Annotated in this window: 19 protein-coding genes; 8 read left to right on the forward strand and 11 right to left on the reverse strand. The window is 58.2% G+C overall.

Translation table 11 applies throughout. The features are described 5' to 3' along the window. Positions 1-259 precede the first annotated feature (259 nt). Entirely contained in the window at positions 260-1,090 is an 831-nt protein-coding gene (locus tag AC2FHX_RS17905) for a hypothetical protein (RefSeq protein ID WP_496692682.1), read from the forward strand. After that, positions 1,087-2,112: an endonuclease/exonuclease/phosphatase family protein gene (locus tag AC2FHX_RS17910; RefSeq protein WP_496703034.1), complete on the forward strand. Its 1,026-nt coding sequence runs from the start codon at positions 1,087-1,089 to the stop codon at positions 2,110-2,112. The genes AC2FHX_RS17905 and AC2FHX_RS17910 overlap by 4 nt, the downstream gene beginning before the upstream one ends. 6 nt (positions 2,113-2,118) lie before the next feature. Here AC2FHX_RS17910 and AC2FHX_RS17915 read toward each other — a convergent pair whose 3' ends face one another. After that, complete coding sequence (locus AC2FHX_RS17915; RefSeq protein ID WP_496703033.1) at positions 2,119-3,018, reverse strand: sugar nucleotide-binding protein; 900 nt, start codon at positions 3,016-3,018, stop codon at positions 2,119-2,121. 86 nt (positions 3,019-3,104) lie between these two features. On the opposite strand from AC2FHX_RS17915, the gene AC2FHX_RS17920 reads away from it, so the two are divergent. Both AC2FHX_RS17920 and leuB read left to right on the forward strand, forming a co-directional pair. Continuing rightward, on the forward strand, positions 3,105-3,998 hold the full coding sequence (locus tag AC2FHX_RS17920; RefSeq protein WP_142638394.1) for a LysR family transcriptional regulator: 894 nt from the start codon (positions 3,105-3,107) through the stop codon (positions 3,996-3,998). Positions 3,999-4,139: 141 nt separating this feature from the next. Then, a complete protein-coding gene (leuB, locus tag AC2FHX_RS17925; protein WP_142638396.1) occupies positions 4,140-5,243 on the forward strand; it encodes a 3-isopropylmalate dehydrogenase in 1,104 nt (367 codons plus the stop codon). Positions 5,244-5,419: 176 nt separating this feature from the next. Here leuB and AC2FHX_RS17930 read toward each other — a convergent pair whose 3' ends face one another. Then, positions 5,420-6,757: a metal-dependent hydrolase family protein gene (locus tag AC2FHX_RS17930; protein ID WP_496703031.1), complete on the reverse strand. Its 1,338-nt coding sequence runs from the start codon at positions 6,755-6,757 to the stop codon at positions 5,420-5,422. A gap of 233 nt (positions 6,758-6,990) precedes the next feature. Continuing rightward, positions 6,991-9,174, reverse strand: coding sequence for a transglycosylase domain-containing protein (locus AC2FHX_RS17935; RefSeq protein ID WP_496703030.1), 2,184 nt, complete (start codon positions 9,172-9,174; stop codon positions 6,991-6,993). Positions 9,175-9,432: 258 nt separating this feature from the next. On the opposite strand from AC2FHX_RS17935, the gene AC2FHX_RS17940 reads away from it, so the two are divergent. Together AC2FHX_RS17940 and AC2FHX_RS17945 are read left to right on the forward strand one after the other, a co-directional pair. Then, positions 9,433-9,771 (forward strand): P-II family nitrogen regulator, encoded by a 339-nt coding sequence (locus AC2FHX_RS17940; protein ID WP_496694078.1) that lies wholly within the window; start codon positions 9,433-9,435, stop codon positions 9,769-9,771. A 33-nt stretch (positions 9,772-9,804) separates the two neighbouring features. Further along, positions 9,805-11,127, forward strand: coding sequence for an ammonium transporter (locus tag AC2FHX_RS17945; RefSeq protein WP_281973849.1), 1,323 nt, complete (start codon positions 9,805-9,807; stop codon positions 11,125-11,127). A 64-nt stretch (positions 11,128-11,191) separates the two neighbouring features. Here the strand turns inward: AC2FHX_RS17945 and AC2FHX_RS17950 are convergent, their stop codons facing one another. The 4 genes from AC2FHX_RS17950 to AC2FHX_RS17965 all read right to left on the reverse strand — a co-directional run bounded on the left by AC2FHX_RS17950 (position 11,192) and on the right by AC2FHX_RS17965 (position 14,140). Continuing rightward, positions 11,192-12,376 (reverse strand): amino acid aminotransferase, encoded by a 1,185-nt coding sequence (locus AC2FHX_RS17950; protein ID WP_496703028.1) that lies wholly within the window; start codon positions 12,374-12,376, stop codon positions 11,192-11,194. After that, on the reverse strand, positions 12,376-13,230 hold the full coding sequence (gene sseA, locus AC2FHX_RS17955) for a 3-mercaptopyruvate sulfurtransferase (protein ID WP_496692677.1): 855 nt from the start codon (positions 13,228-13,230) through the stop codon (positions 12,376-12,378). Before sseA ends, AC2FHX_RS17950 begins: the two co-directional genes overlap by 1 nt. Positions 13,231-13,310: 80 nt before the next feature. After that, positions 13,311-13,580 (reverse strand): CBU_0592 family membrane protein, encoded by a 270-nt coding sequence (locus tag AC2FHX_RS17960; RefSeq protein ID WP_142638410.1) that lies wholly within the window; start codon positions 13,578-13,580, stop codon positions 13,311-13,313. Continuing rightward, positions 13,577-14,140, reverse strand: a complete 564-nt coding sequence (locus AC2FHX_RS17965; protein ID WP_496703158.1) for a helix-turn-helix domain-containing protein — start codon at positions 14,138-14,140, stop codon at positions 13,577-13,579. The genes AC2FHX_RS17960 and AC2FHX_RS17965 overlap by 4 nt, the downstream gene beginning before the upstream one ends. A 107-nt stretch (positions 14,141-14,247) precedes the next feature. On the opposite strand from AC2FHX_RS17965, the gene ilvD reads away from it, so the two are divergent. Continuing rightward, on the forward strand, positions 14,248-16,080 hold the full coding sequence (gene ilvD, locus AC2FHX_RS17970) for a dihydroxy-acid dehydratase (RefSeq protein ID WP_496703026.1): 1,833 nt from the start codon (positions 14,248-14,250) through the stop codon (positions 16,078-16,080). Between the two features lie 184 nt (positions 16,081-16,264). Here ilvD and AC2FHX_RS17975 read toward each other — a convergent pair whose 3' ends face one another. Further along, positions 16,265-17,083 (reverse strand): sulfotransferase family protein, encoded by an 819-nt coding sequence (locus tag AC2FHX_RS17975; protein ID WP_282027281.1) that lies wholly within the window; start codon positions 17,081-17,083, stop codon positions 16,265-16,267. A gap of 142 nt (positions 17,084-17,225) precedes the next feature. Between AC2FHX_RS17975 and AC2FHX_RS17980 the strand changes: the two genes are divergently transcribed. Next, complete coding sequence (locus tag AC2FHX_RS17980) at positions 17,226-18,803, forward strand: DUF5928 domain-containing protein (RefSeq protein WP_282027282.1); 1,578 nt, start codon at positions 17,226-17,228, stop codon at positions 18,801-18,803. Positions 18,804-18,841: 38 nt separating this feature from the next. Here AC2FHX_RS17980 and amaB read toward each other — a convergent pair whose 3' ends face one another. From amaB to AC2FHX_RS17995, 3 genes are all read right to left on the reverse strand, one after another. Beyond that, positions 18,842-20,338 (reverse strand): L-piperidine-6-carboxylate dehydrogenase, encoded by a 1,497-nt coding sequence (amaB, locus tag AC2FHX_RS17985; RefSeq protein WP_496703023.1) that lies wholly within the window; start codon positions 20,336-20,338, stop codon positions 18,842-18,844. A gap of 18 nt (positions 20,339-20,356) precedes the next feature. Beyond that, entirely contained in the window at positions 20,357-21,463 is a 1,107-nt protein-coding gene (locus AC2FHX_RS17990) for a saccharopine dehydrogenase family protein (protein ID WP_496703022.1), read from the reverse strand. 139 nt (positions 21,464-21,602) lie between these two features. Further along, positions 21,603-23,312, reverse strand: coding sequence for an ABC transporter ATP-binding protein (locus AC2FHX_RS17995; RefSeq protein ID WP_496703020.1), 1,710 nt, complete (start codon positions 23,310-23,312; stop codon positions 21,603-21,605). Positions 23,313-23,314: the final 2 nt, after the last annotated feature.

The raw sequence follows: 23,314 nt of genomic DNA on the forward strand, positions 1-23,314 counted from the left end.
GACTTGAAACACACGTCGGATTTGCGTCAAAAATGATGCAATCCCGCACCAGTTGCGCCATCATTTTGCCCAAAATTGAGTGTTTTCTGCCACCTGGCTTGAGCGAAATGTCGCTTATCGCCAATGTCGGCGGGTACAGGCACCCACCATGGCAAAACATTGGTGAGAGATGACATCTGCTGCAACGGTAACGTGGCAGGCACAAGTTGGAATGAAGTCGGCAAAGAATCGGCTAATCCAGTTTGAAAGGGTTCGGATAGTGATTGCGCGCACAACAGGGGCGGCAATTCGGGGAATATTGGTTGCACTTTTGGTGCTGACACCCGCGTTGTACTTGCCCGTATCATCAACGAATGGGACCGAGATTGTCGTCTTTCTCGCCATTCTCGCGTTTTTCCTGACCTTCGCCGAATATAATTCGGCCTTCCCAAGCTTTATTGAATTTCGCGACGCACCACCAGTGAACCGCTTGCGCTTTGTTGGGCTGGTTTCGATGGTCGCTTTCCTGACGCTGATCTGCAAAAACGCCTATTCGCCGACAGAATTGACCTCAGGTTTTTATGTGATCGGGTTGGGCGTCGCCAATGTGGTCGATTTCCCCTATTCACCCGTGCGTCTGATCGTGTTGATGCTGCCTGTCAACGCAAGCGCGCCGCTGATCGAACTTGTTCGTATCGCTGCCAGTGTGGCCTATGTCGCAGCTATGGTCACAATCGCCAGTTTCTACTACGCGGTGAAAATACGTGGTTGGCCCACCGGAAACGGAGCCTTCAACGTCTGGACCAATCTGCCGCTGTTCGATCCGACCAAGGGTGGCGATGTCGTGACCCGTCTGCAGCGTGATGGACGGTTGAACATCTCGATCGGCGTCCTGCTGCCGTTTGTAATCCCGGCTCTGATCAAGATCCTGACCGATTATGTGAGCCCGATCTCGCTGAACAGCCCCCAGACGCTGATCTGGACGTTGAGCGCTTGGGCCTTTCTGCCTGCTAGCATGATCATGCGAGGAATGGCGACACTGCGCATTGCAAACCTGATTGTCGAAAAACGCCGCGCCTATTCTACGACTGAAACAACACAGACCGCATGATTCGTGTTTTTCTGCTGCTTTTGCTGCCATTCGCAGCACAGGCAGAGACGATACGCATAGCCACCTTCAACACCGAACTCAGCCGTAAAGGACCGGGCATTCTGCTGCGCGATATCCGGCGCGGGGATGCGCAGGTTCGTGCTGTGATGCGGGTGTTGATGGAAACCCAACCCGATATCGTTGCCTTGCAGGGCATCGACTGGGATCTCAATGGCGAAACGCTGACCGCATTCGGTGAGGCGCTGCGCGACGAGGGGCTGGACTATCCCTATCACTTTACCGCCAAGCCTAATTCAGGAATGGAAACCAGTCTGGATCTGGACGGGGACGGGCAGGCCAATGGACCAAGAGATTCCCAAGGCTATGGCGAGTTCACCGGTCGGGGCGGGCTGGCCATTCTGTCCCGGTTTCCCATAGGCCATGACGTGCAGGATTTCTCGGGAGTACTGTGGCGCGACCTGCCGGGGGCTGATCTGCCGACGGTCGATGGCACGCCATTTCCCTCTGAAGCCGCCCAGCGCATTCAGCGACTGTCCTCGGTGGCACATTGGATCGTACCAATCGAGTCCCCGATCGGCCACCTGAACCTGATGACATTTCACGCGACCCCGCCCGTTTTCGACGGACCCGAGGACCGGAACGGGTTGCGCAATCGTGACGAAATTCGCTTGTGGAACGCTGTGCTGGACGGTGCTCTGGGCCCTGCCCCACTCGGGCCCTTCGTGATTGCTGGGGATGCAAATCTGGACCCCACGCGCGGGGAAGGCCGGAAAGAGGCTATCCAGGGCTTGCTGGCAGACCCGCGGTTGCAGGATGCAAGGCCTGCCACCCCCTCGGGGGCATTGGCCACGGTTGAGTGGAAAGCCGTCGGAGAGATGCGGGTTGATTACGTTCTGCCCTCGGCAGATCTACGCGTTGTGGATGCGGGCATCTTTTGGCCCGACACGGGCGCAGACCTGCGCGCAATCGCCGAACAGGCCAGCCGGCACCGGCTTGTCTGGGTGGACCTGGGACATCGCTAACGCTGGTCAGGCCCGGGCAGTTCTGACCAAAGTCGCTTTCTGCTTGGCTGTTTTCGGGATCGCAGAAGCCATCGCCGTGTCCAAGTCGGTCGTCTGAAATCCAGGGATAAGGTCGTCAAAGAATGCGCCGTCCAAACTATGCGGCAGATCCCATAGATAGCGCATCTCAACCAGATGTGGCGCCAACTTCCAGAAAGGCCGCAGTGCCTGAATCGGCCACCATTTCATGGGGCTGACAGCTATTTCGGCACCGGTCACCCGCGACAAGGATTGCGCAATATCCCGGCCGGTCAGGGTAAACCCGGCATAAGGAACCTCGCAGAAACGGGGAAGGTCCTGGCGGATATCAGCCAACGCAACGGCCGCTCGGGTCAGGTCGGGCAGATAGGCCCAGGCGTGTGGTATATCCGGGCGACCGGGATAAACCATCTTGCCGCGTGCCAAAGGCTTGATCATGACCTGATCGAACCAGTTCCCCGAGGCGCAAGTGTCAATAAAATCACCTGCCCTGAGAAGAATCGTTCTTACCGAGGATTTTCGATAGGCTTCTTCCATCTCAACCCGGATCCTGCCCAGGGGATTATGCGCCGCATGCGGTGTTGCACCCGACCATGGCCCCGGCGTTTGCGCGCCAAAAACATAGACATTGCCGGGAAGGATCACAGTTGCACCGTGATCCGCTGCCGCATTGATCACGTCACGATGCAGTTCGGGGACTTGTCGCGCCCAGTCCGGATAGGCCGGATTCCAGGCATTGACGACAACATCCACCCCTTCGACAGATCGCTTCAGGTCCTGCGTCTTGCGATCAAAGCAGTGTACGGTCCAGCCCGCCTCGCGAAAAGCTATTGCGGCATTGCGTCCAAACCGACCCGTCGCACCCAGAATAAGGACTGTTCCCGTCATATAAGCCTCCTCTTGTCCATCTAATATGAGCCATTCAGTTCAATTCAGGAATTGCCGCCAAACGCAGAACGTGTATTCATTTTTGAATGGACAAATCTATCACCCACTCTGACTGGTCTCTGATCCAAAGCTTTCTGGCCGTAGCGGAAACCGGATCTTTGTCTGCCGCTGCCCGGCAGTTGAACCGCAGCCAGCCCACCCTGGGTCGCCAGATCCACGCACTTGAGGATGAACTTGGAGTCTCGCTGTTTGACAGGCATGCGCGGGGCTTGAAGCTAAGCGAAGTTGGGGCGCAACTTTTCCCGATGGCACAACAGATGCACGTAGCCATGAACGCGTTCAGCCTGACGGCCGCAGGCCAGTCTCAGGAATTGGAGGGGTCGGTGCGCATCACCGCGTCGGTCTTTGCCTCTCATCACCTGCTGCCGCCGATTCTGGCCCAAATACGGGCAGCAGAACCCGCGATACAACTGGAACTGGTCGCCACCGATGCCACCGAGAACCTGCTCTACCGCGAGGCCGATATCGCAGTGCGGATGTTTCGGCCGGAACAGATGGACATCATCACGAAACATCTGGGGGAAATCAGACTGTGCTTTTGCGCAAGCCGGTCCTATCTGGATCGTGCCGGCCGCCCCAATTCTCCCGACGATCTGTTGAGCCATGACCTTGTCGGGTTTGATGCGAACGAGCAGATCATTATCGGCATGCGCGAAATGGGCTGGCCAGTGAACCGGGACAGCTTTGCCACACGCTGCGACTTTCAAACAGCCTATTGGGAACTGGTCCGCGCGGGCTGCGGTATCGGTTTTAGCGCCGTGAGAGTTGCCGAGGCCGACCCAGAGGTAGAGGTTTTGGACATAAACGTCGAAATCCCTGCGCTGCCGGTTTGGCTTGCCGCACCGCAGGCGATGCGGCAAACGACACGAATCCGACGAGTCTGGGATATGTTGGCCGAAGGGATAAAGGCCGATCTCTGACTGATTCACACTATCCGTGACGTAGCAAGGGCACGGAAACCCGATTTCCCGTGCAGAACCTGCGTTTAGGCCGGTTCGTCTCATTGACCCGATGCGGCGCAGGCGCTAGGGCCTTTGCTGTCAAACGCAAGGAGATCCTTCATGTCCAACCCCTCGCTCCTCATCCTGCCCGGAGACGGAATTGGCCCCGAAGTCATGGCCGAAGTGCGCCGTATCATCGACTGGTTCGGTGCCAAGCGCGGCCTGGAATTCGACGTGAGCGAGGATCTGGTCGGCGGTGCCGCCTATGACGCCCATGGCAAACCGCTGTCGGACGAAACCATGGCCAAGGCGCAGGAGGCGGACGCAGTTCTGCTAGGTGCTGTTGGTGGACCCAAATACGACGATCTGGATTTCAGTCTCAAGCCCGAGCGCGGCTTGCTGCGGCTGCGCAAAGAGATGGACCTGTATTCGAACCTGCGCCCGGCACAATGCTTTGACGCGCTGGCGGATTTCTCGTCGCTGAAGAAAGACATCGTTGCCGGTCTGGATATCATGATCGTGCGCGAGCTGACCTCGGGCGTCTATTTCGGTGAGCCGCGCGGCATCTTCGAGGAAGGCAATGAACGCGTCGGCATCAACACCCAGCGCTATACCGAATCCGAGATCGAACGCGCCGCACGCTCGGCTTTTGAGCTGGCGATGCGCCGGAACAAGAAACTGTGCTCGATGGAAAAGGCCAATGTCATGGAATCCGGCATTCTATGGCGCGAAGTCGTAAACCGGGTCGCTCAGGACTATCCCGAGGTCGAGCTGAGCCACATGTATGCCGACAATGGCGCGATGCAGCTGGTGCGTGCGCCCAAGCAGTTTGATGTGATCGTCACTGACAACCTGTTTGGTGACATCCTGTCGGACTGTGCCGCGATGCTGACCGGTTCACTGGGCATGCTGCCGTCCGCCTCCTTGGGCTCACCAATGGCCAATGGCCGCCCCAAGGCGATGTACGAGCCGGTCCACGGTTCCGCCCCCGATATCGCCGGTCAGGGCAAAGCCAACCCGATCGCCTGTATCCTGAGCTTTGCCATGGCCCTGCGCTACAGCTTCGATCAGGGGGCCGAGGCTGACCGTCTGGAAGCTGCGATCGAAAAAGTCCTGGCCGATGGTGTCCGCACCGGCGACCTGCTGGCCGACGAAGGGGTCACGCCGGTTTCCACCACGGAAATGGGCGACGCGATTCTGGCAGCGCTGGACGACAGCCTCTGATCAGAGGTCACACCCGAAAATAGAGGCGGCGCCAGATGCGCCGCCCATCTATAGCCGATGGCGTGGATCACTGGCACGTAGTCTGCTCGGGCTCTTGCCACGGACGACGTTAGTCCGCTCTGAGCCCAAAGCAGTTGTTACAAAGTTGGCTTTGAGCAAAGGACTTCATCTGGAACTCAGTCCAGCGTGTTCTTGTAGACTTTGCCGTCTTTCATGATCAGATCGAAATTCTCATGCGGGTCTGCGATCAGGTCGATATCTTGCAGCGGATTGCCGTCCACAAGGATTAAGTCGGCATAAGCGCCCTTTGCGATTACACCCAAATCGCCTTGTTGATAGGGGTGGCGCGGGCCTGAGAGTTTGAGCAGTTCAGCATTGGTTGAAGTCGCCATTTTCAGCACCTCGTATGGCGTGTACCAGCGCTGCAACTTGGCAAGGAACGCGCCTTGACGTTCGGCCAGTTTGGGATCGAACAGGATGTCGGTGCCGAAAGCGACTTTCACGCCAACTTCTTTCGCCGTTTTGTAGGTGAAATCTGTACCGTTGGTGACGTCGATCCATTTCTGCTGGCTAACAGGGTCGTCGAAAGAAAAGCCATCCTCGTCATCCAGAAGAGGCTGCACTGACAACCACACGTCGTTGTCGCGCATCAGTTCCATCGTTTCGCGGCTCATCAAGAAGCCATGCTCGATGGACTTAACGCCAGCGGCAACGGCTATCTCCACTGCCTCGTCCGTGAAGACATGAGATGCAACATAGGTGTTGTAGGTGTCAGCCACCTCTACGAATGCCTCGATTTCGGCCTTGGTGTATTGGCGTACATCCAGAGGGTCATAGGTAGATGACACCCCGCCGCCGGTGGAAATCTTAAGCTGGGTCGCGCCCATGCGCATGATCTCACGCGCGCGTTTGACCACTTCCGGAACACCATCAGCCTGCGCCATCAAACCAACGCTGTACCAGTACCATTGCGAATCCGCGCCGTTCGTCGGAACCGCTTGGTAGGGGCGATAGTCAAAGTGGCCGCCGGTTTGTGTCACGGGCGGGCCGGACGGCAGGATACGAGGGCCTTCGATCTCGCCTGCGTCAATCATCCGTTTTATGGCAAATGAATTGCCGCCAACGTCGCGCACCGTAGTGAAGCCGCGCATTAATGTGCCTTCGGACCCGATGGCACCCCGCACCGCGACCTCAAGAATATCGCCGGTCACAACCACGCTCTGCGGATTGCAGCAGTAAAGCGTGTGCCAGTGTACGTCGATCAGGCCAGGCATCAACGTGCGTCCACCGCCGTCGATGACGATACCATTGGCGACGGCGAGGGGTTCTGAGGACACATCTGTGATCAGATTGTCGGTTACAACGACATTGGCATTTGTAATCAATTCCTCATTCACACCATCAAACACGTTGACGTTTGTGAACAGTATCGGTCCCCCATCCTGGGAGAGCGCTTGCGAACTGGTTATTGCAAGAGCAATCGACGAAACCGCGGCAAGTTTGGGAAAATGCACTCGAAATTCCTCAGAAAATTCTGTCGGAGAAACCATCCCAGCGGAAGCAAGATTTTTCAAGCATTACCTCGCTTTTCTCCAAGGTCGGCTTTGTCCGCATATCGGAAGTTGCAATGTTGGCAGCGGCAGAGCAGTTCAGAGATGGAATTCACATTGATACGGATGCGAATCGGGCATTCTGCACCATATGCTGTCATTGGCTGACCCTGCGCGCCGACTTTTCCTTGCCTACATCAGTTGCCAAAGATGTTGTTCAGTAGGTTGTTGATCGCATTTTCGAACCCATTGCCCTGATTGCGGCGCTGACGTCTGGGTTGCGCTTGCCGGACGGGCGGATCGGGGGCCAGCATTGGCAGCGGAGAGGGTGTCATCCCCTCGGTCACGCGCACCATCGTCTCTTTCCAAATCTCCGCAGGTAACCCGCCGCCGGTCACGCCGGACAGGGGGGTGTTGTCGTCATAACCCATCCAGACTCCGGTCACATAATCAGCCGTGAACCCGATGAACCAGGCATCCCGCGCCGCCTGGGTGGTGCCGGTCTTACCTGCCACTTGCCAGCCGGGCAGTTTCGCGCGCGCGCCCGTGCCTTCGGACACGACACGTTCCATCATCCAGGTCAGTTGCTTGGCTGCCTTATCGTTGATCACCCGCTCACCGATGCCGGTGCTCGTCGCCATCAGAGGAGCGTCGTCTCCCAGCAGCTTCAGCTCGGTCAACCCATAGGGCTCAACTGCAGAACCGCCGTTCAGGATACCGGCATAGGCCCCGGTCATCTCAATCAGCGTGCTTTCCGATGCGCCCAGCGCCAGCGCGGGTCCCTCGGCCAGATTGCTTTCAATGCCGAACTCACTGGCGACGGTACGGACATTTTCCAGACCGGCAACCTCGGCCACTTTCACCGCCGGGATGTTCAACGAGTTCTTGAGGGCATCAGCAAGCGTGACGCGGCCATAGTGCTTGTTGGTATAGTTCTTGGGGCACCATTGCCCCGACCCGGCGATATTGATGCAATAGGGCTCGTCGACCACCGTATCCAGCGGCGAATAGCCCAGCTCCAGCGCTGTGGCATAGACGAAGGGTTTGAAGGATGACCCTGTTTGCCTCAGCGCCTGTGTGGCCCGGTTGAATGCGCCCGATACGCGGGTCTTGCGCCCGCCGACCATCGCCCGCACGGCCCCATCTGCGGACATCACCACGATGGCAGCTTGCGCCTTGGACCCTTCGCGCACCTTCTCCTCAAAGATGTATTTCAACGCCTCTTCTGCGGATTTCTGCAGGCGCTGGTCCAGCGTGGTTCGGATCACCACATCATCGGTGGTGTCCGAGCCGAAAAAGCTGGGCAATTCCGTGATGACCCAATCGGCAAAATACCCACCGGCGCGTGCAGCCGCAGCCTCGGACAGTTGCGCTGGGTTGCTGCGCGCGCCACTGGCCTGGGCCGAGGACAGATAGCCCTGCGCCTCCATCAGCCCGATCACCAACTGCGCCCGATCCTGCGAGCGTTGCAGGTTGTTTGTCGGCGCATAGCGCGTCGGCGCCACCAGCAGACCGGCCAGCATCGCCGCCTGCGAGGGGCTGACCTCGGCTGCGGAGATTCCGAAATAGCGCTGGCTTGCGGCCTCAAATCCGCGTGCGCCAGATCCCAGGAAGGCGCGGTTCAGATAGATGGTCAGGATTTCATCCTTGGAGTATTTGACCTCCATCGCCATCGCATAGACAGCCTCTTTGCCCTTGCGCCACAGGGATCCCTGACGGCAATCAGCCTCATAGGCGGCCTCAGACTCCCATTCGCTTGGCACATAAGGCACGCCCAGACACAACAGCTTGGCCGTCTGCTGGGTGATGGTCGATCCGCCATGACCAGACAGCGGACCTCGGCCTTCGCGCAGGTTGATACGCACAGCGCTAGCGACACCCCGAGGACTGACGCCGAAATGGCGGTAGAATCGCTTGTCCTCGGTGGCGACCACTGCATTTTTCAGATACGGAGAAACCGTGTCCGCGGTGATTACCCCGCCGAACTGATCCCCGCGCCAGGCAAAGACTTTGCCATCCCGATCCAACAACGTGACCGACCCGCGCGCGCGCCCGTCTAGCAAAGCATCGACATCAGGCAAAGACGTATAGACAACCCCGACAGCCAGCGCCAGCAACAGGGCAGCCACAGCGCCCACGCGCCAACTTACCCCCCAGATCAGGCGCCAGACCCAGCGAAACAACCGGCGAAAAAAGCCACCACCACCGCCGGATTTCCGGCGTGTCTTTCTCCGTGTGCTTTTGCGGGTTGTCGTTTTGCGCGCCGCAGCCTTTTTGCCTGCGGGTTTCGCAGTGCGTTTGGTCGCCGTGGGTTTTCGCCCCTTCGACGCGTATCTTTTGTCCGCCACAAGCGGTGCCTTGCGGCGCCTGGACTCAGTCATGCTCAAACTCTGCCCGGTTATCGTTTTGAGGCACCATACCCTGCTATACCGATGAAGTAGAGGTCTGAATTTCCGGAATACACCCTCTCTAACTCGCCTATAATTTAGTCGATATGCAGAATCTGTGCAAAAATTGTGCACTCACTCACCAATTCCTCCCGAATTTGACCACTGAACCGTTCCTTACACAGCTTCGGCACGCTCTTTTTCTGCAGGTGCAAACACGCCGGACAGACCGGGGAAGCAGAGGGGAACAGCGTGAAACTGATTATTGCAACAATCAAACCGTTCAAGCTCGAGGAGGTGCGCGAGGCACTGACCGACGCGGGCATACGCGGCATGATGGTAACCGAGATCAAGGGCTTCGGCTCGCAATCGGGGCACACGGAAATCTATCGCGGCGCCGAATACGCGGTGAACTTTGTACCCAAGATCAAGCTTGAGATCGTGGTGCCCGCCATGATGGCCGACCAGATCGTAGAAACCATCACCAAATCCGCCAAGACCGGCAAGATCGGCGACGGCAAGATTTTCGTCCTCGACGTTGAGCAGGCCCTGCGCGTGCGGACCGGGGAAACGAACGAAGAGGCGCTGTAAGCGCCCCCACTCAACACTATTCGAGGACTGACAATGAACCTGATGAAATCTCTCATCCCTGCCGCCGCGATCGTCGCGCTGCCGCAGATTGGCCTAGCGCAGGAGGCCGCCACCGGCGAAGCCGCGCTGCACACACAATACATCTTCACCACGCTGCTGTTTCTGATGGCAGGATTCCTGGTGTTCTTCATGGCCGCCGGCTTTGCCATGCTCGAAGGCGGGCTGGTGCGGTCGAAAAACGTGGCCATGCAGATGATCAAGAACGTGGCGCTGTTTTCGTTTGCCGCGATCATGTACTGGCTGATCGGCTTCAACCTGATGTACCCCGGCGACGGCTGGACCATCGCGGGGTGGGTTGGACCGTTCTTCAAAACCACGGTCCTGGATCCGGTGGGCGTGGGTGCTGACGCCGCGGCATTGGATTATGCTTCGGTTGGTTCGGACTTCTTCTTCCAGCTGGTGTTTGTGGCCGCAACCGCGTCGATCGTATCGGGTGCTGTAGCTGAACGTATCAAGCTGTGGCCCTTCCTGGTTTTCGTGATTGTTCTGACCGGCGTCATGTACCCGATCTCTGGCTCATGGCAGTGGGGCGGTGGCTGGTTGTCCGAGGCTGGTTTCTCGGATTTTGCTGGCTCGACCATCGTGCATTCGGTTGGCGGCTGGGCAGCTCTGGCAGGTGCCCTGATCCTGGGTCCGCGGATTGGCAAGTACAAAGACGGCAAGGTTCATCCGATGCCCGGTTCGAACCTGGCGCTGGCCACTTTGGGGACATTCATCCTGTGGCTGGGATGGTTCGGCTTCAACGGCGGCTCGCAGCTGGCGATGGGAACCGTGGGTGACGTATCCGACGTGTCGCGCATCTTTGCTAACACCAACATGGCCGCAGCGGCAGGCGCAGTGGCAGCCCTGATCCTGACACAGCTGCTGTACAAAAAGCCTGATCTGACCATGGTGCTGAACGGCGCGCTGGCCGGCCTGGTGTCGATCACTGCGGAACCGCTGGCCCCGACGCTGTTCGGCGCGCTGTGGATCGGTGCCGTAGGCGGTATCATCGTGGTCTTCGCGGTTCCGATGCTGGACAAGTTCAAGATCGACGACGTTGTCGGTGCCATCCCGGTTCACCTGTTCGCCGGGATCTGGGGCACCATCGCCGTGATCTTTTACGGCGAAGCCAGCCTGGGTACGCAGCTGTTGGGTATCCTCGCCTACGGTCTGTTCACCTTTGTCGGCGCTTTGATCCTGTGGTCGATCCTGAAGGCCACCGTCGGCATTCGAGTCAGCGAAGAGGACGAGATCAACGGCCTGGACATGGCGGAACTGGGCATGGAAGCGTACCCGGAGTTCTCCAAGGGCTGATATCCAACCCAATCCAACAAAAAACCCGGGCGGTGTCGCCCGGGTTTCTTTTTTTTCCGCAGATTTATACTCCGACGTCGATAATCGCTTTGGCCAGAATCGGAACCGTGTTGGCATTCAGCCCGGCAATGTTCAGACGGCTGTCGCCGACCATGTAGATGCCGTGATCAGCGCGCAGTTGTTCCACCAGTTCCGGTGCCGCGCCCAAGCGCGAGAACATGCCGCGATGCTGGGCGACAAAGCCGAACCGGTCGGAGCCGCTGTGGCGTTGCAGCTCATCGGCCAGTTGCTGGCGCAGCCCCAGCATGGACAAGCGGATCTCTTCCAGCTCGGCCTCCCAGTCGGCCCGCAGGACGGGGTCGGTCAGGATCGTGGTGACCACGCGCGCGCCGTGGTCGGGCGGGAATGAATAGTTCTGGCGGTTCAGAAAGGCCAGCGTGCTCTGGTTCAACGCGGTCTGTCCCGCATCTGCGCTGATTGCCATCAATAGGCCCGTGCGTTCACGGTAGACGCCGAAATTCTTGGAACACGACGCCGCGATCAGGCATTCCTTGACCGAAGAAGCAACAAGGCGGGTCGCCTGCGCATCCTCTTCCAGACCGTCGCCAAAACCCTGATAGGCAATGTCGATCATCGCCACGAGGCCAAGCTCGTTGATGATGTTCACCACTTCCTGCCACTGCACCAGGTTCAGGTTGGCCCCGGTCGGGTTGTGGCAACAGCCGTGCAACAACACCACGTCGCCCGACTTGGCGGTTTTCAGATCGGCAATCATGCCGTCGAAATCGACGCCACGAGTCTCGCCATCGAAATAGCGGTATGGAACCGCTTCGATCCCCAGGTAATTCAGGATCGACAGATGGTTTGGCCAGGTCGGGTTCGAGACGAACACGCGGGCCGAGGGGTTGGCCATGCGGATCATCTCAAATGCCTGACGGCAAGCACCGGTTCCGCCGGGCGTAGCCACAGCGGCAATGTTGCCACGCGGCACCAATGTGCGCAGGATCAGGTCAATCATCGCATCCGCATAGGCCGGATCACCAGCCAGACCGGTATAGGCCTTGCTTTCCTGCTCTTCCAGAATGCGCTTTTCGGCGGCCTTGACCGCGCGCATCACTGGCGTGATACCTTCGGCATTCTTGTAGACGCCAACACCCAGGTCGATCTTCTGATCGCGCGGGTCTTCGCGGTACATCTGCATCAGCGCTAGAATCTTGTCGGCAGGTTGCGGTTTGAGATGTTCAAACATCAGGTCTCTCCGGTTGCGACGGGCAGGGTCGGGAAGGCACCCCATTCAGCCCAGGAGCCGTCATAAAGCGAGTGGTCTTTCTTGCCCATGCGCTCGAGCGCAAGGCTGAGAATCGCGGCAGTCACACCCGACCCGCATGAGGTAATCGCCGGTTTCGACAGGTCGACGCCAGCGGCCTCGAAAATGGCGCGGCATTCCTCGGGCGATTTCATCGTGTGATTCTTGTTCAACAAGGTGCCGAAGGGGACGTTTCGTGATCCGGGAATACGACCAGACCGCAGCCCTTCGCGCGGCTCGGGATCGGTACCCGCGAAGCGACCGGCTGCGCGTGCGTCGATGATATCGTGATCCCCCAGCTTGGCTGCGGCAGATACCTGCGTGACATCGCGCACCAGATGGTTCTGAACCCGCACGGTCATGTGGCGGTCGCGGATAACCGGCGGCAGGTCTTCAACCTCTCGCCCCTCGGCCAGCCATTTCGGCAAGCCACCGTCCAGCACGGCAATGTTGTCCTGCCCCATCAGGCGGAACATCCACCAGACCCGCGCAGCCGAGGACAGCCCCGAGCCGTCATAGACCACCACCTGATGGCCATCCCCCACGCCCATCGCCCGCAGGCGCGACATGAATTTCTCGACCGGAGGCACCATATGCGGCAGGTCCGACCGATGATCGGCAATATCATCAATGTCAAAGAATCTCGCGCCGGGGATATGGGTCGCGTCATATTCCGCTTTGGCGTCGCGTCCGTGTTGCGGCAGATACCATGATCCGTCCAGAACCCGCAGGTCCGGATCCTTGAGATGGGCCGCAAGCCATTCGGTTGAAACGAGGGTTTTGGGATCGTCCTGCATCAATGCCTCCCCTATGCGCGCTTGGTTTGTCCCTATACGCGCGCGCATGTCTGTTCAAGGCTGGATGGCGGCCTGTACCGCTAACGGGCCCGCCTGAGGCGGAAAAACTGAGCGATCCCGATCAGACTGATCAAAATCCAGAAGGATTCGATCAGCATCGAGGCTAAATTGAAATTCTCAAACAGCGAATAGACGATCAGAATCGACCCCAATAGGTTTACCACCGGAAAGGCCAGGTCGTCGGAATTCATCATCCGCATCTGCGTGGCGAAATACGCAGCAACCACGATCATCGCCCCGATTGAGCCGATTCCATCCGCGATGGTCAAAGTGTCAAGAAACGCAGTCATGATCTGCCCTTGCCGTTTTCAGGAAACTCGCTGTGTTGCCCATAATGGTGCATGTTCAAAAACGCAGCCCCTTGCGCGCCTGCACGATAGCCATGCGGCAGGTCGGCGGCAAAACGCAGCCCCTGTCCAGCGTTTAGCGGCACCCAGGCCTCACCCCGCAAGATTTCAAGTGTGCCGGAAAGGACAAACACCTCTTCGGTCACGCCCGTCGCATGGGCAGGCGACTCGTGGCTTTGGTTCGGGGTCAGGCTGACGTGAAAGGTTTCGGCCCCTAGCGCGGAATCAAACGGAAAGACGATCTTGACCTCGATGCTGCCCGGAAAAGTCACGGTCTGAAAAACAGAGGGGTCCCCATTCGCGGTTTCAATCAGCGCGCTCAGCGGCAGTTGGAACCCCTTGGCGATCTTCCACAAAGTGGCGATGGTTGGGCTGGATTCGCCACGCTCGATCTGCCCCAGCATGGCTTTGCTGACGCCTGTCATCTCGGCGACTTTGGACAGGCTCAGCCCGGATGCCGCCCGCATGTCCCGTAATTTCAGCGTGATCTCGTCCGGTGCCATGATGCCGTCTTTCGAATCCTCTTGTGCGTTATAGCGCACATGTGGTACGTGCGCTATAACGCACAAACCCCAAGACATGCAACCCGAGGCAATAGGGAAACAGCATCATGCCATTGTACCGATCCAGAACCTCAACCCATGGCCGCAACATGGCCGGTGCTCGCGGCCTGTGGCGTGCCACCGGTATGGGTGACGACGATTTCGGCAAGCCGATCATCGCTATCGTCAACTCGTTCACCCAGTTCGTGCCGGGCCACGTGCACCTGAAGGATCTGGGTCAGATGGTCGCCCGCGAGGTAGAGGCCGCGGGTGGTGTTGCCAAGGAATTCAACACCATCGCCGTGGATGACGGTATCGCCATGGGCCATGACGGGATGTTGTATTCGCTGCCCTCGCGTGAGGTAATCGCGGATTCTGTTGAATATATGGTCAACGCGCACTGTGCTGATGCGATGGTCTGCATCTCGAACTGTGACAAGATCACGCCCGGCATGCTGATGGCCGCGATGCGCCTGAACATCCCCGCCATTTTCGTCTCGGGTGGGCCAATGGAGGCGGGCAAGATCGACATCGCCGATCTGGACGCCAAAAAGATCGACCTCGTGGACGCTATGGTGGCCGCCGCTGACGACAAGTTCACCGATGAGCAGGTTCAGCATATCGAGGAAAACGCCTGCCCGACTTGCGGGTCGTGCTCGGGCATGTTCACCGCCAACTCGATGAACTGTCTGGCCGAGGCGCTGGGTCTGGCGCTGCCGGGCAACGGCTCGACTCTGGCCACACATGCGGACCGCAAAGAGCTGTTCCTTGAAGCCGGTCGCCGGATCGTCGAGATCACCAAACGGCACTATGATCTGGACGAGAAAGGCTTCCTCCCGCGCGAAATCGCCACGTTCGATGCGTTCGAAAACGCAATGAGCCTGGATATCGCTATGGGCGGATCGACCAACACGGTGCTGCATCTGCTGGCCATCGCGCATGAGGGCGAGGTGGATTTCACCATGACCGACATGGACCGTCTCAGCCGTCAGGTGCCCTGCCTGTGCAAAGTCGCACCCAATACCGAAAATGTGCATATGGAAGACGTCCACCGCGCCGGTGGCATCTTCTCAATTCTCGGGGAACTCAGCCGCGCCGGGCTGCTGCACGAGGATTGCAGCACGGTCCATTCCGGCACGATGGGTGAGGCGATTGCCAATTGGGACATCAAGGTGGCCAACAACCCCAAGGCGCAAGACTTGTTCAAGGCCGCGCCGGGCGGTGTGCGCACCACGCAGGCCTTCAGCCAGTCAAACCGGTACAAAGAGCTGGACACCGACCGCGAAGGCGGCGTGATCCGGTCGAAAGAACATGCGTTCAGCCAGGATGGCGGTCTGGCGGTTCTGTTCGGCAATATTGCCCGCGACGGCTGTATCGTGAAAACAGCCGGTGTCGATCCGGCCAGCCTGACCTTCACCGGGTCGGCCTATGTCTGCGAAAGCCAGGATCAGGCGGTGAACGACATTCTGACCAGCAAGGTCAAAGAGGGCGACGTGGTGGTCATCCGCTATGAAGGCCCGCGCGGCGGTCCGGGGATGCAGGAAATGCTGTACCCGACGTCTTACCTGAAATCCAAAGGTCTGGGAAAAGCCTGTGCTTTGCTGACGGATGGACGGTTCTCGGGTGGAACCTCCGGCCTGTCGATCGGCCACGTCTCACCCGAAGCAGCCGAAGGCGGTGTGATCGGGTTGGTGCGTCAGGGTGACCGGATCGAAATCGACATCCCGAACCGCTCGATCCATCTGGCAGTCTCAGATGAAGTGCTTGCCGAACGACGCCAGGAGCAGGATGCAAAAGGCTGGATACCGGCAGCGCCCCGCAAGCGCAAAGTCTCAACCGCGCTCAAAGCCTATGCCAAACTGACAACAAGCGCGGCAAAAGGGGCCGTGCGGGAGGTCTAAGACATAAGGGCCGGACACCAAATCAAGTGATCCGGCCCAATCAATTCCCAAAGCGCTCCCGCGCCTTCTGGCGCTATCGGCTTCGGTCTTGGGCCTGGGGCGGCGCATAGCGCGGCGCCAGGCCCAACCAGAGGAGATGTTTCGCAAGATACATTGCCGATGGGCGGAGAAGGTGATTTCCAGCTCAATCCCCAAGCTTGGCGTGGACTTCATCCAGATCAATCTCGGCGATCGGCATCTTGTTGGCCGGATCTTCAAAATCGTATTTGAATAGATCGAAATCCTGTTTGTAGATCTCGTAGACAAGATGCATCGACAGGTCGTCGAAATAGTCCTCGACAGGATGCTTTCGTTTGGGTCCGTGGCCTTCGGATTCGTTGAACCGCGGGATTTCGGACAGGGCCACCTTGTGTGGCGTTTCCAAGTTGCTCAGAACACCTTGCATCCCATCGTTGAACTTCTCGGTCCAGAAGATGCGATCATATCGTCCGCCATTTGCAATAAAGGTCGACACATGGCCAGACATGGCGGACCAGTGGATATCCGGATCCATGGGCCGGCGCCACCTGATCGTGTCACGAGCAAATAACAGGAATCTGCGGAAACTGGCGACCTGGTCAAAATCACCCTGACCGTCCTCTCCGCCAACCTCGATGCCGTAATTGTAGATCAGCGTCGGCACCAGATTGCCGCGATACCGTTTGCCGTTGCGCTGAATTCCACAGATCTTATCAAAAAACGAACTGAGAATTCGCGTGTACGGGTTCCGCACGCAGGTGAAAGAAAAGGAGTTATGATTTCGGACATTTGTCGAAATCGGCTCCTGGCTGGGACCGAACGCCCATTTATGCATCCCGTCCTTGGCATCGTGGATATCGCCGTCAAAAAACCGGCCATGATCCGAAAAATACATGATTTGCCCGATGGTTGAGCATGCACATTTCGGGACAACACGGTAAACCATGCTCTCGCTCTCGGTCATCCATGTACCGGGAAAACCCATTTTCTGCGCCTCCTCAACAGGTCGTAACTCACTATTCGCGCCTGCTTTTGTATCTACAGAACCAAAAATAATCTGTTTATTCAATCGCTCATCATCAGTATCACAGAGGGAACCGGGCAGAAACGGATAACAAAGAACTGAAATGGCAAAAATTGCCTACATTTTGTTGTGCCACAAGGACCCTGACGCAATCATTGCGCAGGCCGAGCAGCTAACCGCCGCTGGCGATTGCATGGCCATACATTTTGACGCCCGCGCAAGTCGCGAGGCCTATGCACGCATTCAGGGCGCTCTTCAGGCCAATTCGAATGTCACTTTTGCAACCAAACGCATCAAATGCGGTTGGGGCGAGTGGTCTTTGGTACAGGCCACATTGAACGCAGTGCAAGCCGCCCTCGAGGCCTTTCCCCGCGCGACGCATTTCTACATGCTGTCAGGGGATTGTATGGCGATCAAAACAGCGGAATACGCGCATCAGTTCCTGAACGACAACGACAGGGATTTTGTCGAAAGCCACGACTTTTTTGCCAGTAACTGGATCAAGACCGGCATGAAAGAAGACCGGTTGATCTATCGCCATTTCTTCAATGAACGCACCCAGAGCAGACGATTCTATACATCCTATGACGTACAGAAAAAACTTGGTCTGACCCGCGAGGTTCCGGCTGACATCCAGGTCATGATCGGCAGTCAGTGGTGGTGTCTGCGCCGTCATACTGTTGAAATGATCTTTGAATTCCTGGCCCAGCGCCCGGACGTAATCCGCTTTTTCTCGACCACCTGGATACCGGATGAGACTTTCTTTCAAACGCTTGTCCGCCACCTTGTTCCCCGTGAAGAGATCGACAATCGAACGCTCACATTCCTGATGTTCTCGGACTACGGAATGCCCGTGACATTCTATAACGACCATTACGACATGCTGTTAGGGCAGGATTTTCTGTTCGCCCGCAAAATCAGCCCCGAGGCACATGAGCTGAAAGACCGGTTGGGCCAGCTCTATTCTGCGGATGGGGTGGATTTTCACATCTCGGATGAAGGTCGCAATCTCCATAGTTTCTTAACCGCAAGAGGGCGCGTCGGACGCCGCCACAAGCAAAGGTTCTGGGAGGCCGGAAATACGCTGGGACCGGACCGCGATGTTTTCCTGATCGTGTGCAAGAAATGGCATGTGGCCAAGCGCCTGGTCGATCAGATTAAGTCCGAAACCGATATCCCTTGTGTCGAGTATCTGTTCAACGAACAGGATACGGCTCTGCCCGATCTGGGCGGCATCGAAACGACCTTGCTCAAACGGTCCCGCCACCGGCGTGCTCTTGTGCGGATGCTGTTTGACAGTTTCGAAACCGACCGGCTGGTTCTATGCATCGATCCCTCAGATATCGAAATCATTCAGGACTTCTGTGCAGATCAGGTCAAAACCCATGTGCTTGAAGTCGAGTGTGAATATTCCGACGATTACCTGATCGGCCACGCCCGCCGTGTGGGGTTAGCCGGTCAGGACAGCCCGACCGAAACCGTGGCACGGCTTGTCCCAACCTTGCACAACGCGATGGAATACGAATCCGAATTGATCCGGGGCACCGCGTTGGATCGACATGCACGCCTGCGGGAAACCAGCGACCGGGCAGAAAACGAAGACGCCATTGTCCAGTTTCTGAATGTTTCACAGGAACAGGCGCAGGCCATCATGCGACTGGATTATCTGTTTGCAGATTGATGAGCCGGCGGTACCATCAGGTACCGCCGACAGCACGATCAGATGTCGAACTTGACGCCTTGCGCCAGCGGAAGCTCGGCTGAGTAGTTTACGGTGTTGGTTTGGCGGCGCATATAGGCCTTCCACGCATCCGAGCCGCTTTCGCGCCCGCCACCGGTTTCCTTCTCACCACCAAATGCGCCACCGATCTCGGCCCCCGATGGCCCGATATTGACATTGGCAATGCCACAATCCGATCCCGCTGCGGTCAGGAATTGCTCGGCCTCGCGCATGTTCAGAGTGAATACGCAAGACGACAGACCTTGCGGTACGTCATTTTGCAATTCGATGGCTTCGTCGAACGCGTCGTACCCCATGACATAGAGGATCGGCGCAAAGGTTTCGGTCTTTACGGTTGCTGTCTGGCCAGGCATCTCGACAATCGCGGGCTGCATATAGACACCGGCGGGGACGTTTTCGGTCACGCGGTCGCCACCAAAGACTGCGCCGCCTTCGGCCTTTGCAGCGTCCAGCGCAGCGGTCATGGCCGCGCCCGAGGCTTCGTCCACCAGCGGACCGATCAATGTGCCTTCGGTCAGCGGATTGCCGATTGGCAGACCGGCATAGGCTTTTTTCAACCGGCTCACCAGCTCCTCGCGGATCGAGTTGTGAACGATCAGTCGGCGCAGCGTGGTGCAGCGTTGACCGGCTGTGCCGACAGCAGAAAAGACAATCGCACGCACGGCCATTTCCAGATCGGCCGAAGGGCCCACGATCATCGCGTTATTGCCGCCAAGCTCGAGAATACATTTCCCGAACCGCTGCGCCACGATGGGGGCTACTGCACGGCCCATCCGTGTGGACCCGGTCGCCGAAATGACCGGCACGTCCTCGCTGGCCACCAGCGCCTCGCCCAGCGCGGCACCTCCGATCAGGGTCTGCAGCAGGTGGTCGGGCGCATCGCCAAATCGGGCCAGTGCACGTTCAAAGATCTTCTGGCAGGCCATCGCGGTCAACGGCGTCTTTTCAGACGGCTTCCAGATCACCGGATCACCGCAGACCAGCGCCAGCGCGGCATTCCACGACCAGACCGCCACCGGGAAGTTGAAGGCCGAGATCACGCCCACCGGTCCTGCCGGGTGCCACGTTTCCATCATCCGGTGGCCCGGGCGCTCAGATGCGATGGTCAAACCATAAAGCTGGCGCGACAGGCCGACGGCGAAATCGCAGATGTCGATCATCTCCTGCACTTCACCCAGACCTTCCGAGGTAATCTTACCAGCTTCCCAGCTGACCAGCGCACCCAGATCGTCCTTGGCGGCGCGCAATTCCTCGCCCAGCAGGCGGATCAGTTCGCCCCGGCGTGGGGCCGGAACCGTGCGCCACGCCTTGAATGCCGTCTTGGCATTGGCAAACACCGTGCCCATCCCTGACGCAGGCGTTTCATGTACCTCGGCCAGAATGCCGCCATCAATGGGCGAGCTTACAGCCAGCGTGCCGCCCATCAGCTCAGCGGCTGTCAGGTCCAGATTTGCAAGGGTTGTTTGGGCTGTCATAGCGATGTCTTTCATATCTCAGGCCGCCTTGTTCTGTTTGGTTATGTCCCCGGTGCGGTAAAGCTGACCGAATTCGGTGTTCAGGAAATCAGACAGGTTCACCTGCTCTTGCCGCACGAACCCTTTGCCGGGCAAAGCACCCGTTCGCATCAGATCAACCACACCCAGAACACCGGCAGCAGTGGTGATCTGAATGGCGCTCCAAACCTGACCATTGAGGGTACGGGCATAAGATTTGTTGATCAGGGATTTCTCGCGCAGAGCCCCATCGATCTTGCCTTTTGCGGTGCAAAAAACCAGAACCACATCCTGATCGGTTCGCGGCAGCGCGGTCTCGAAGATTTCCTTCATCAGGTCGCGACGACGTTCCAATCGAAGATCATTCAGCAGCAAACGCAGAATATCACGGTGTCCCGGGTAGCGGATCGATCGGTACGACACGTCCCGCGCCTTTCCGTCCAGGGTTTCTGGCAACGTGCCCAACCCGCCCGAGGTATTGAAGCATTCATATTCCACCCCGTCATGACCCAAACGCTCGTAATCCTCGAGCGGAGCGGTCTTGACCCGTTCGCCATTCACGATGGCATCGCACGGGTTGCAATATTCGTTGATCAGCCCATCGGTGGACCAGGTCAGATTGTACTTCAATGCGTTGGTGGGATAGAGCGGCAGCGCCCCGACCCGCATATGCAGGCTGTCCAGCGTATCGAACTCGGCAGCCAAGGCCGCGCCGGCGATGCCGACAAAACCCGGTGCCAACCCGCATTGCGGCATAAAGGCCGTTTCGCTGTCAGCGGCCAACTCGCGCACCGCGTTGGTGGCGGCAACATCTTCGGTCAGGTCAAAATAATGCGCGCCGGCCGATTTGGCGGCTTTGGCAATCCGTGGGGTCAGGAAAAACGGAGCCGCCGAGATAACCGCATCGAAACCGTTCAGACCCTCAGCCAGCTGCGTTTCATCGCTGACATCAATCTGGCGGGTCGAAACTCCCTGCCGATTCAGCACGGACAACGCCGCCAGATCGCGGTCGGCAACCGTGACCGAATAGTTGGATGAAGATTGCAGCAAAGTCGCGATCATCTGACCGATCTTGCCTGCTCCGATGACACAGATATTCCAGCTCAAAACGCGCCTCCTCTTTCGTTTCAGAAAGTATGAAGGCACAGTTGTTCAATCTGCAGAGGCAATCTTGACGAAAACGTCAAAACTATCGCCATATTGACGGACCTTCCGTCATACCGCCAATACTGGAATCGTCACTGCCTCAGGATTCCGCGTCCAACCCCTCGGTCGACAGGTCATCCAGCCTGGGCATCAGGCGCAACAATTCGCGGGCATAATCTGTCTGGGGGTTGGCGAACAAGTTATTGGTTTCCTGCAACTCGACAATTTGGCCCTGTTTCATCACCGCCACTCGGTCGCACATCTGACGTACCACCGGCAGGTCATGACTGATGAACAGCAGGGTCAGGCCCAGATGTTCCTGCAGGTCCTTCAAGATGTTCAGAATCTGCGCCTGAATGGACACGTCCAGCGCACTGGTTGGCTCGTCACAAATCAGGAATCGCGGTTGCGTGGCCAGCGCACGTGCAATCGAGATACGTTGCCGCTGTCCGCCCGAGAATTCATGCGGGTATTTCTGCCCGGCCTCATGGCCGAGTCCCACCTGATCCAACAACTCATCGACGCGGCGTTTGATATCTGCACCTTCCATCAACCTGTGATGGCGGATCGGCTCGGCCACGATCTCATCCACCCGCATACGGGGATTGAGCGAGGAATACGGGTCCTGAAAGATCATCTGGATGTTCTTGCGATAGGCATCCAGCGCGGTCCGATTGGTCAGGTCGCTGACAACCTGCCCGTCGAATGTAATCGTGCCGCCATCCACAGGGTACAACCCTGCAATCATCCGTGCGACAGTCGACTTGCCCGAGCCGGATTCACCCACAACGCCAAACACCTCGCCTGCGCGGATGTCGAAACTTACCTCGTCAACGGCGGTGAAATAGGTGCGGTCCCAGGGCAACAGGCCTTTGCGCTGCAGGAATTTCTTGGTCAGGTTGCGGATCTCGAACACCGGTTTGCTGGTGTCATTATCCACCTTGGGCCAGTGGCGGGCCATGTCTTCGATGGCAAAGCGTGTCTCGCGTCCACCATAGCTGATCTGGGGAAAGCGATGCAGTTTCAGGGTCGGGCGCGGCACGGCGGCGATCAGCGACTTGGTGTATTCATGGGTGGGTTGCCCCATTACTTGCGAGGTCGGGCCGGATTCGACCACCTTGCCCGCATACATCACCGTCACCTTGTCCGTCGTATCCGCGATCACGCCCATATCATGGGTGATCAGAATGACGCCCACCTGACGTTCCCGCGCCAGCTCCTTGATCAGGTCCAGAATCTGCGCCTGAACCGAGACATCCAGCGCCGTGGTCGGTTCATCCGCGATGATCACATCCGGTTCGGTACATAAGGCCAGTGCAATGACCACACGCTGCCGCATCCCGCCCGAGAACTGGTGCGGGTATTGATCCAGCCGCGTGTCCGGATCGGGGATGCCAACCCGGTCAATCAGGTCGCGCGCCCGCTGGTTCGCCTCGGCATCGGTGCCGCCCAGATGGGCCTGAATGGTCTCGGTCAGTTGTTCGCGCACGGTGAATAATGGGTTCAGCGAGGTCAGCGGGTCCTGAAAGATCATCGAAATCTTTTTGCCGCGCAGCCCCCGCATCGCCTCGGCATCCAGGCCACTGATCTGGTCACCGCTCAGCTGGATCGTGCCGCTGGCAATACGGCCGGGGCGATCCAACAATCCCATGATGGCCGCGCCAATGGTGGATTTTCCGGCCCCGGATTCGCCAACCAAGCCGTGGATTTCTCCGGGTTCAACCGACAGGTCCACATGGTCCACGGCGGTGAACAATTTGCGGCGGGTGGGGAATTCGACCGTCAGGTCATTGATCGTCAGAAGGCTCATGA

This window comes from Ruegeria sp. CDSC042 (genome assembly GCF_059610745.1).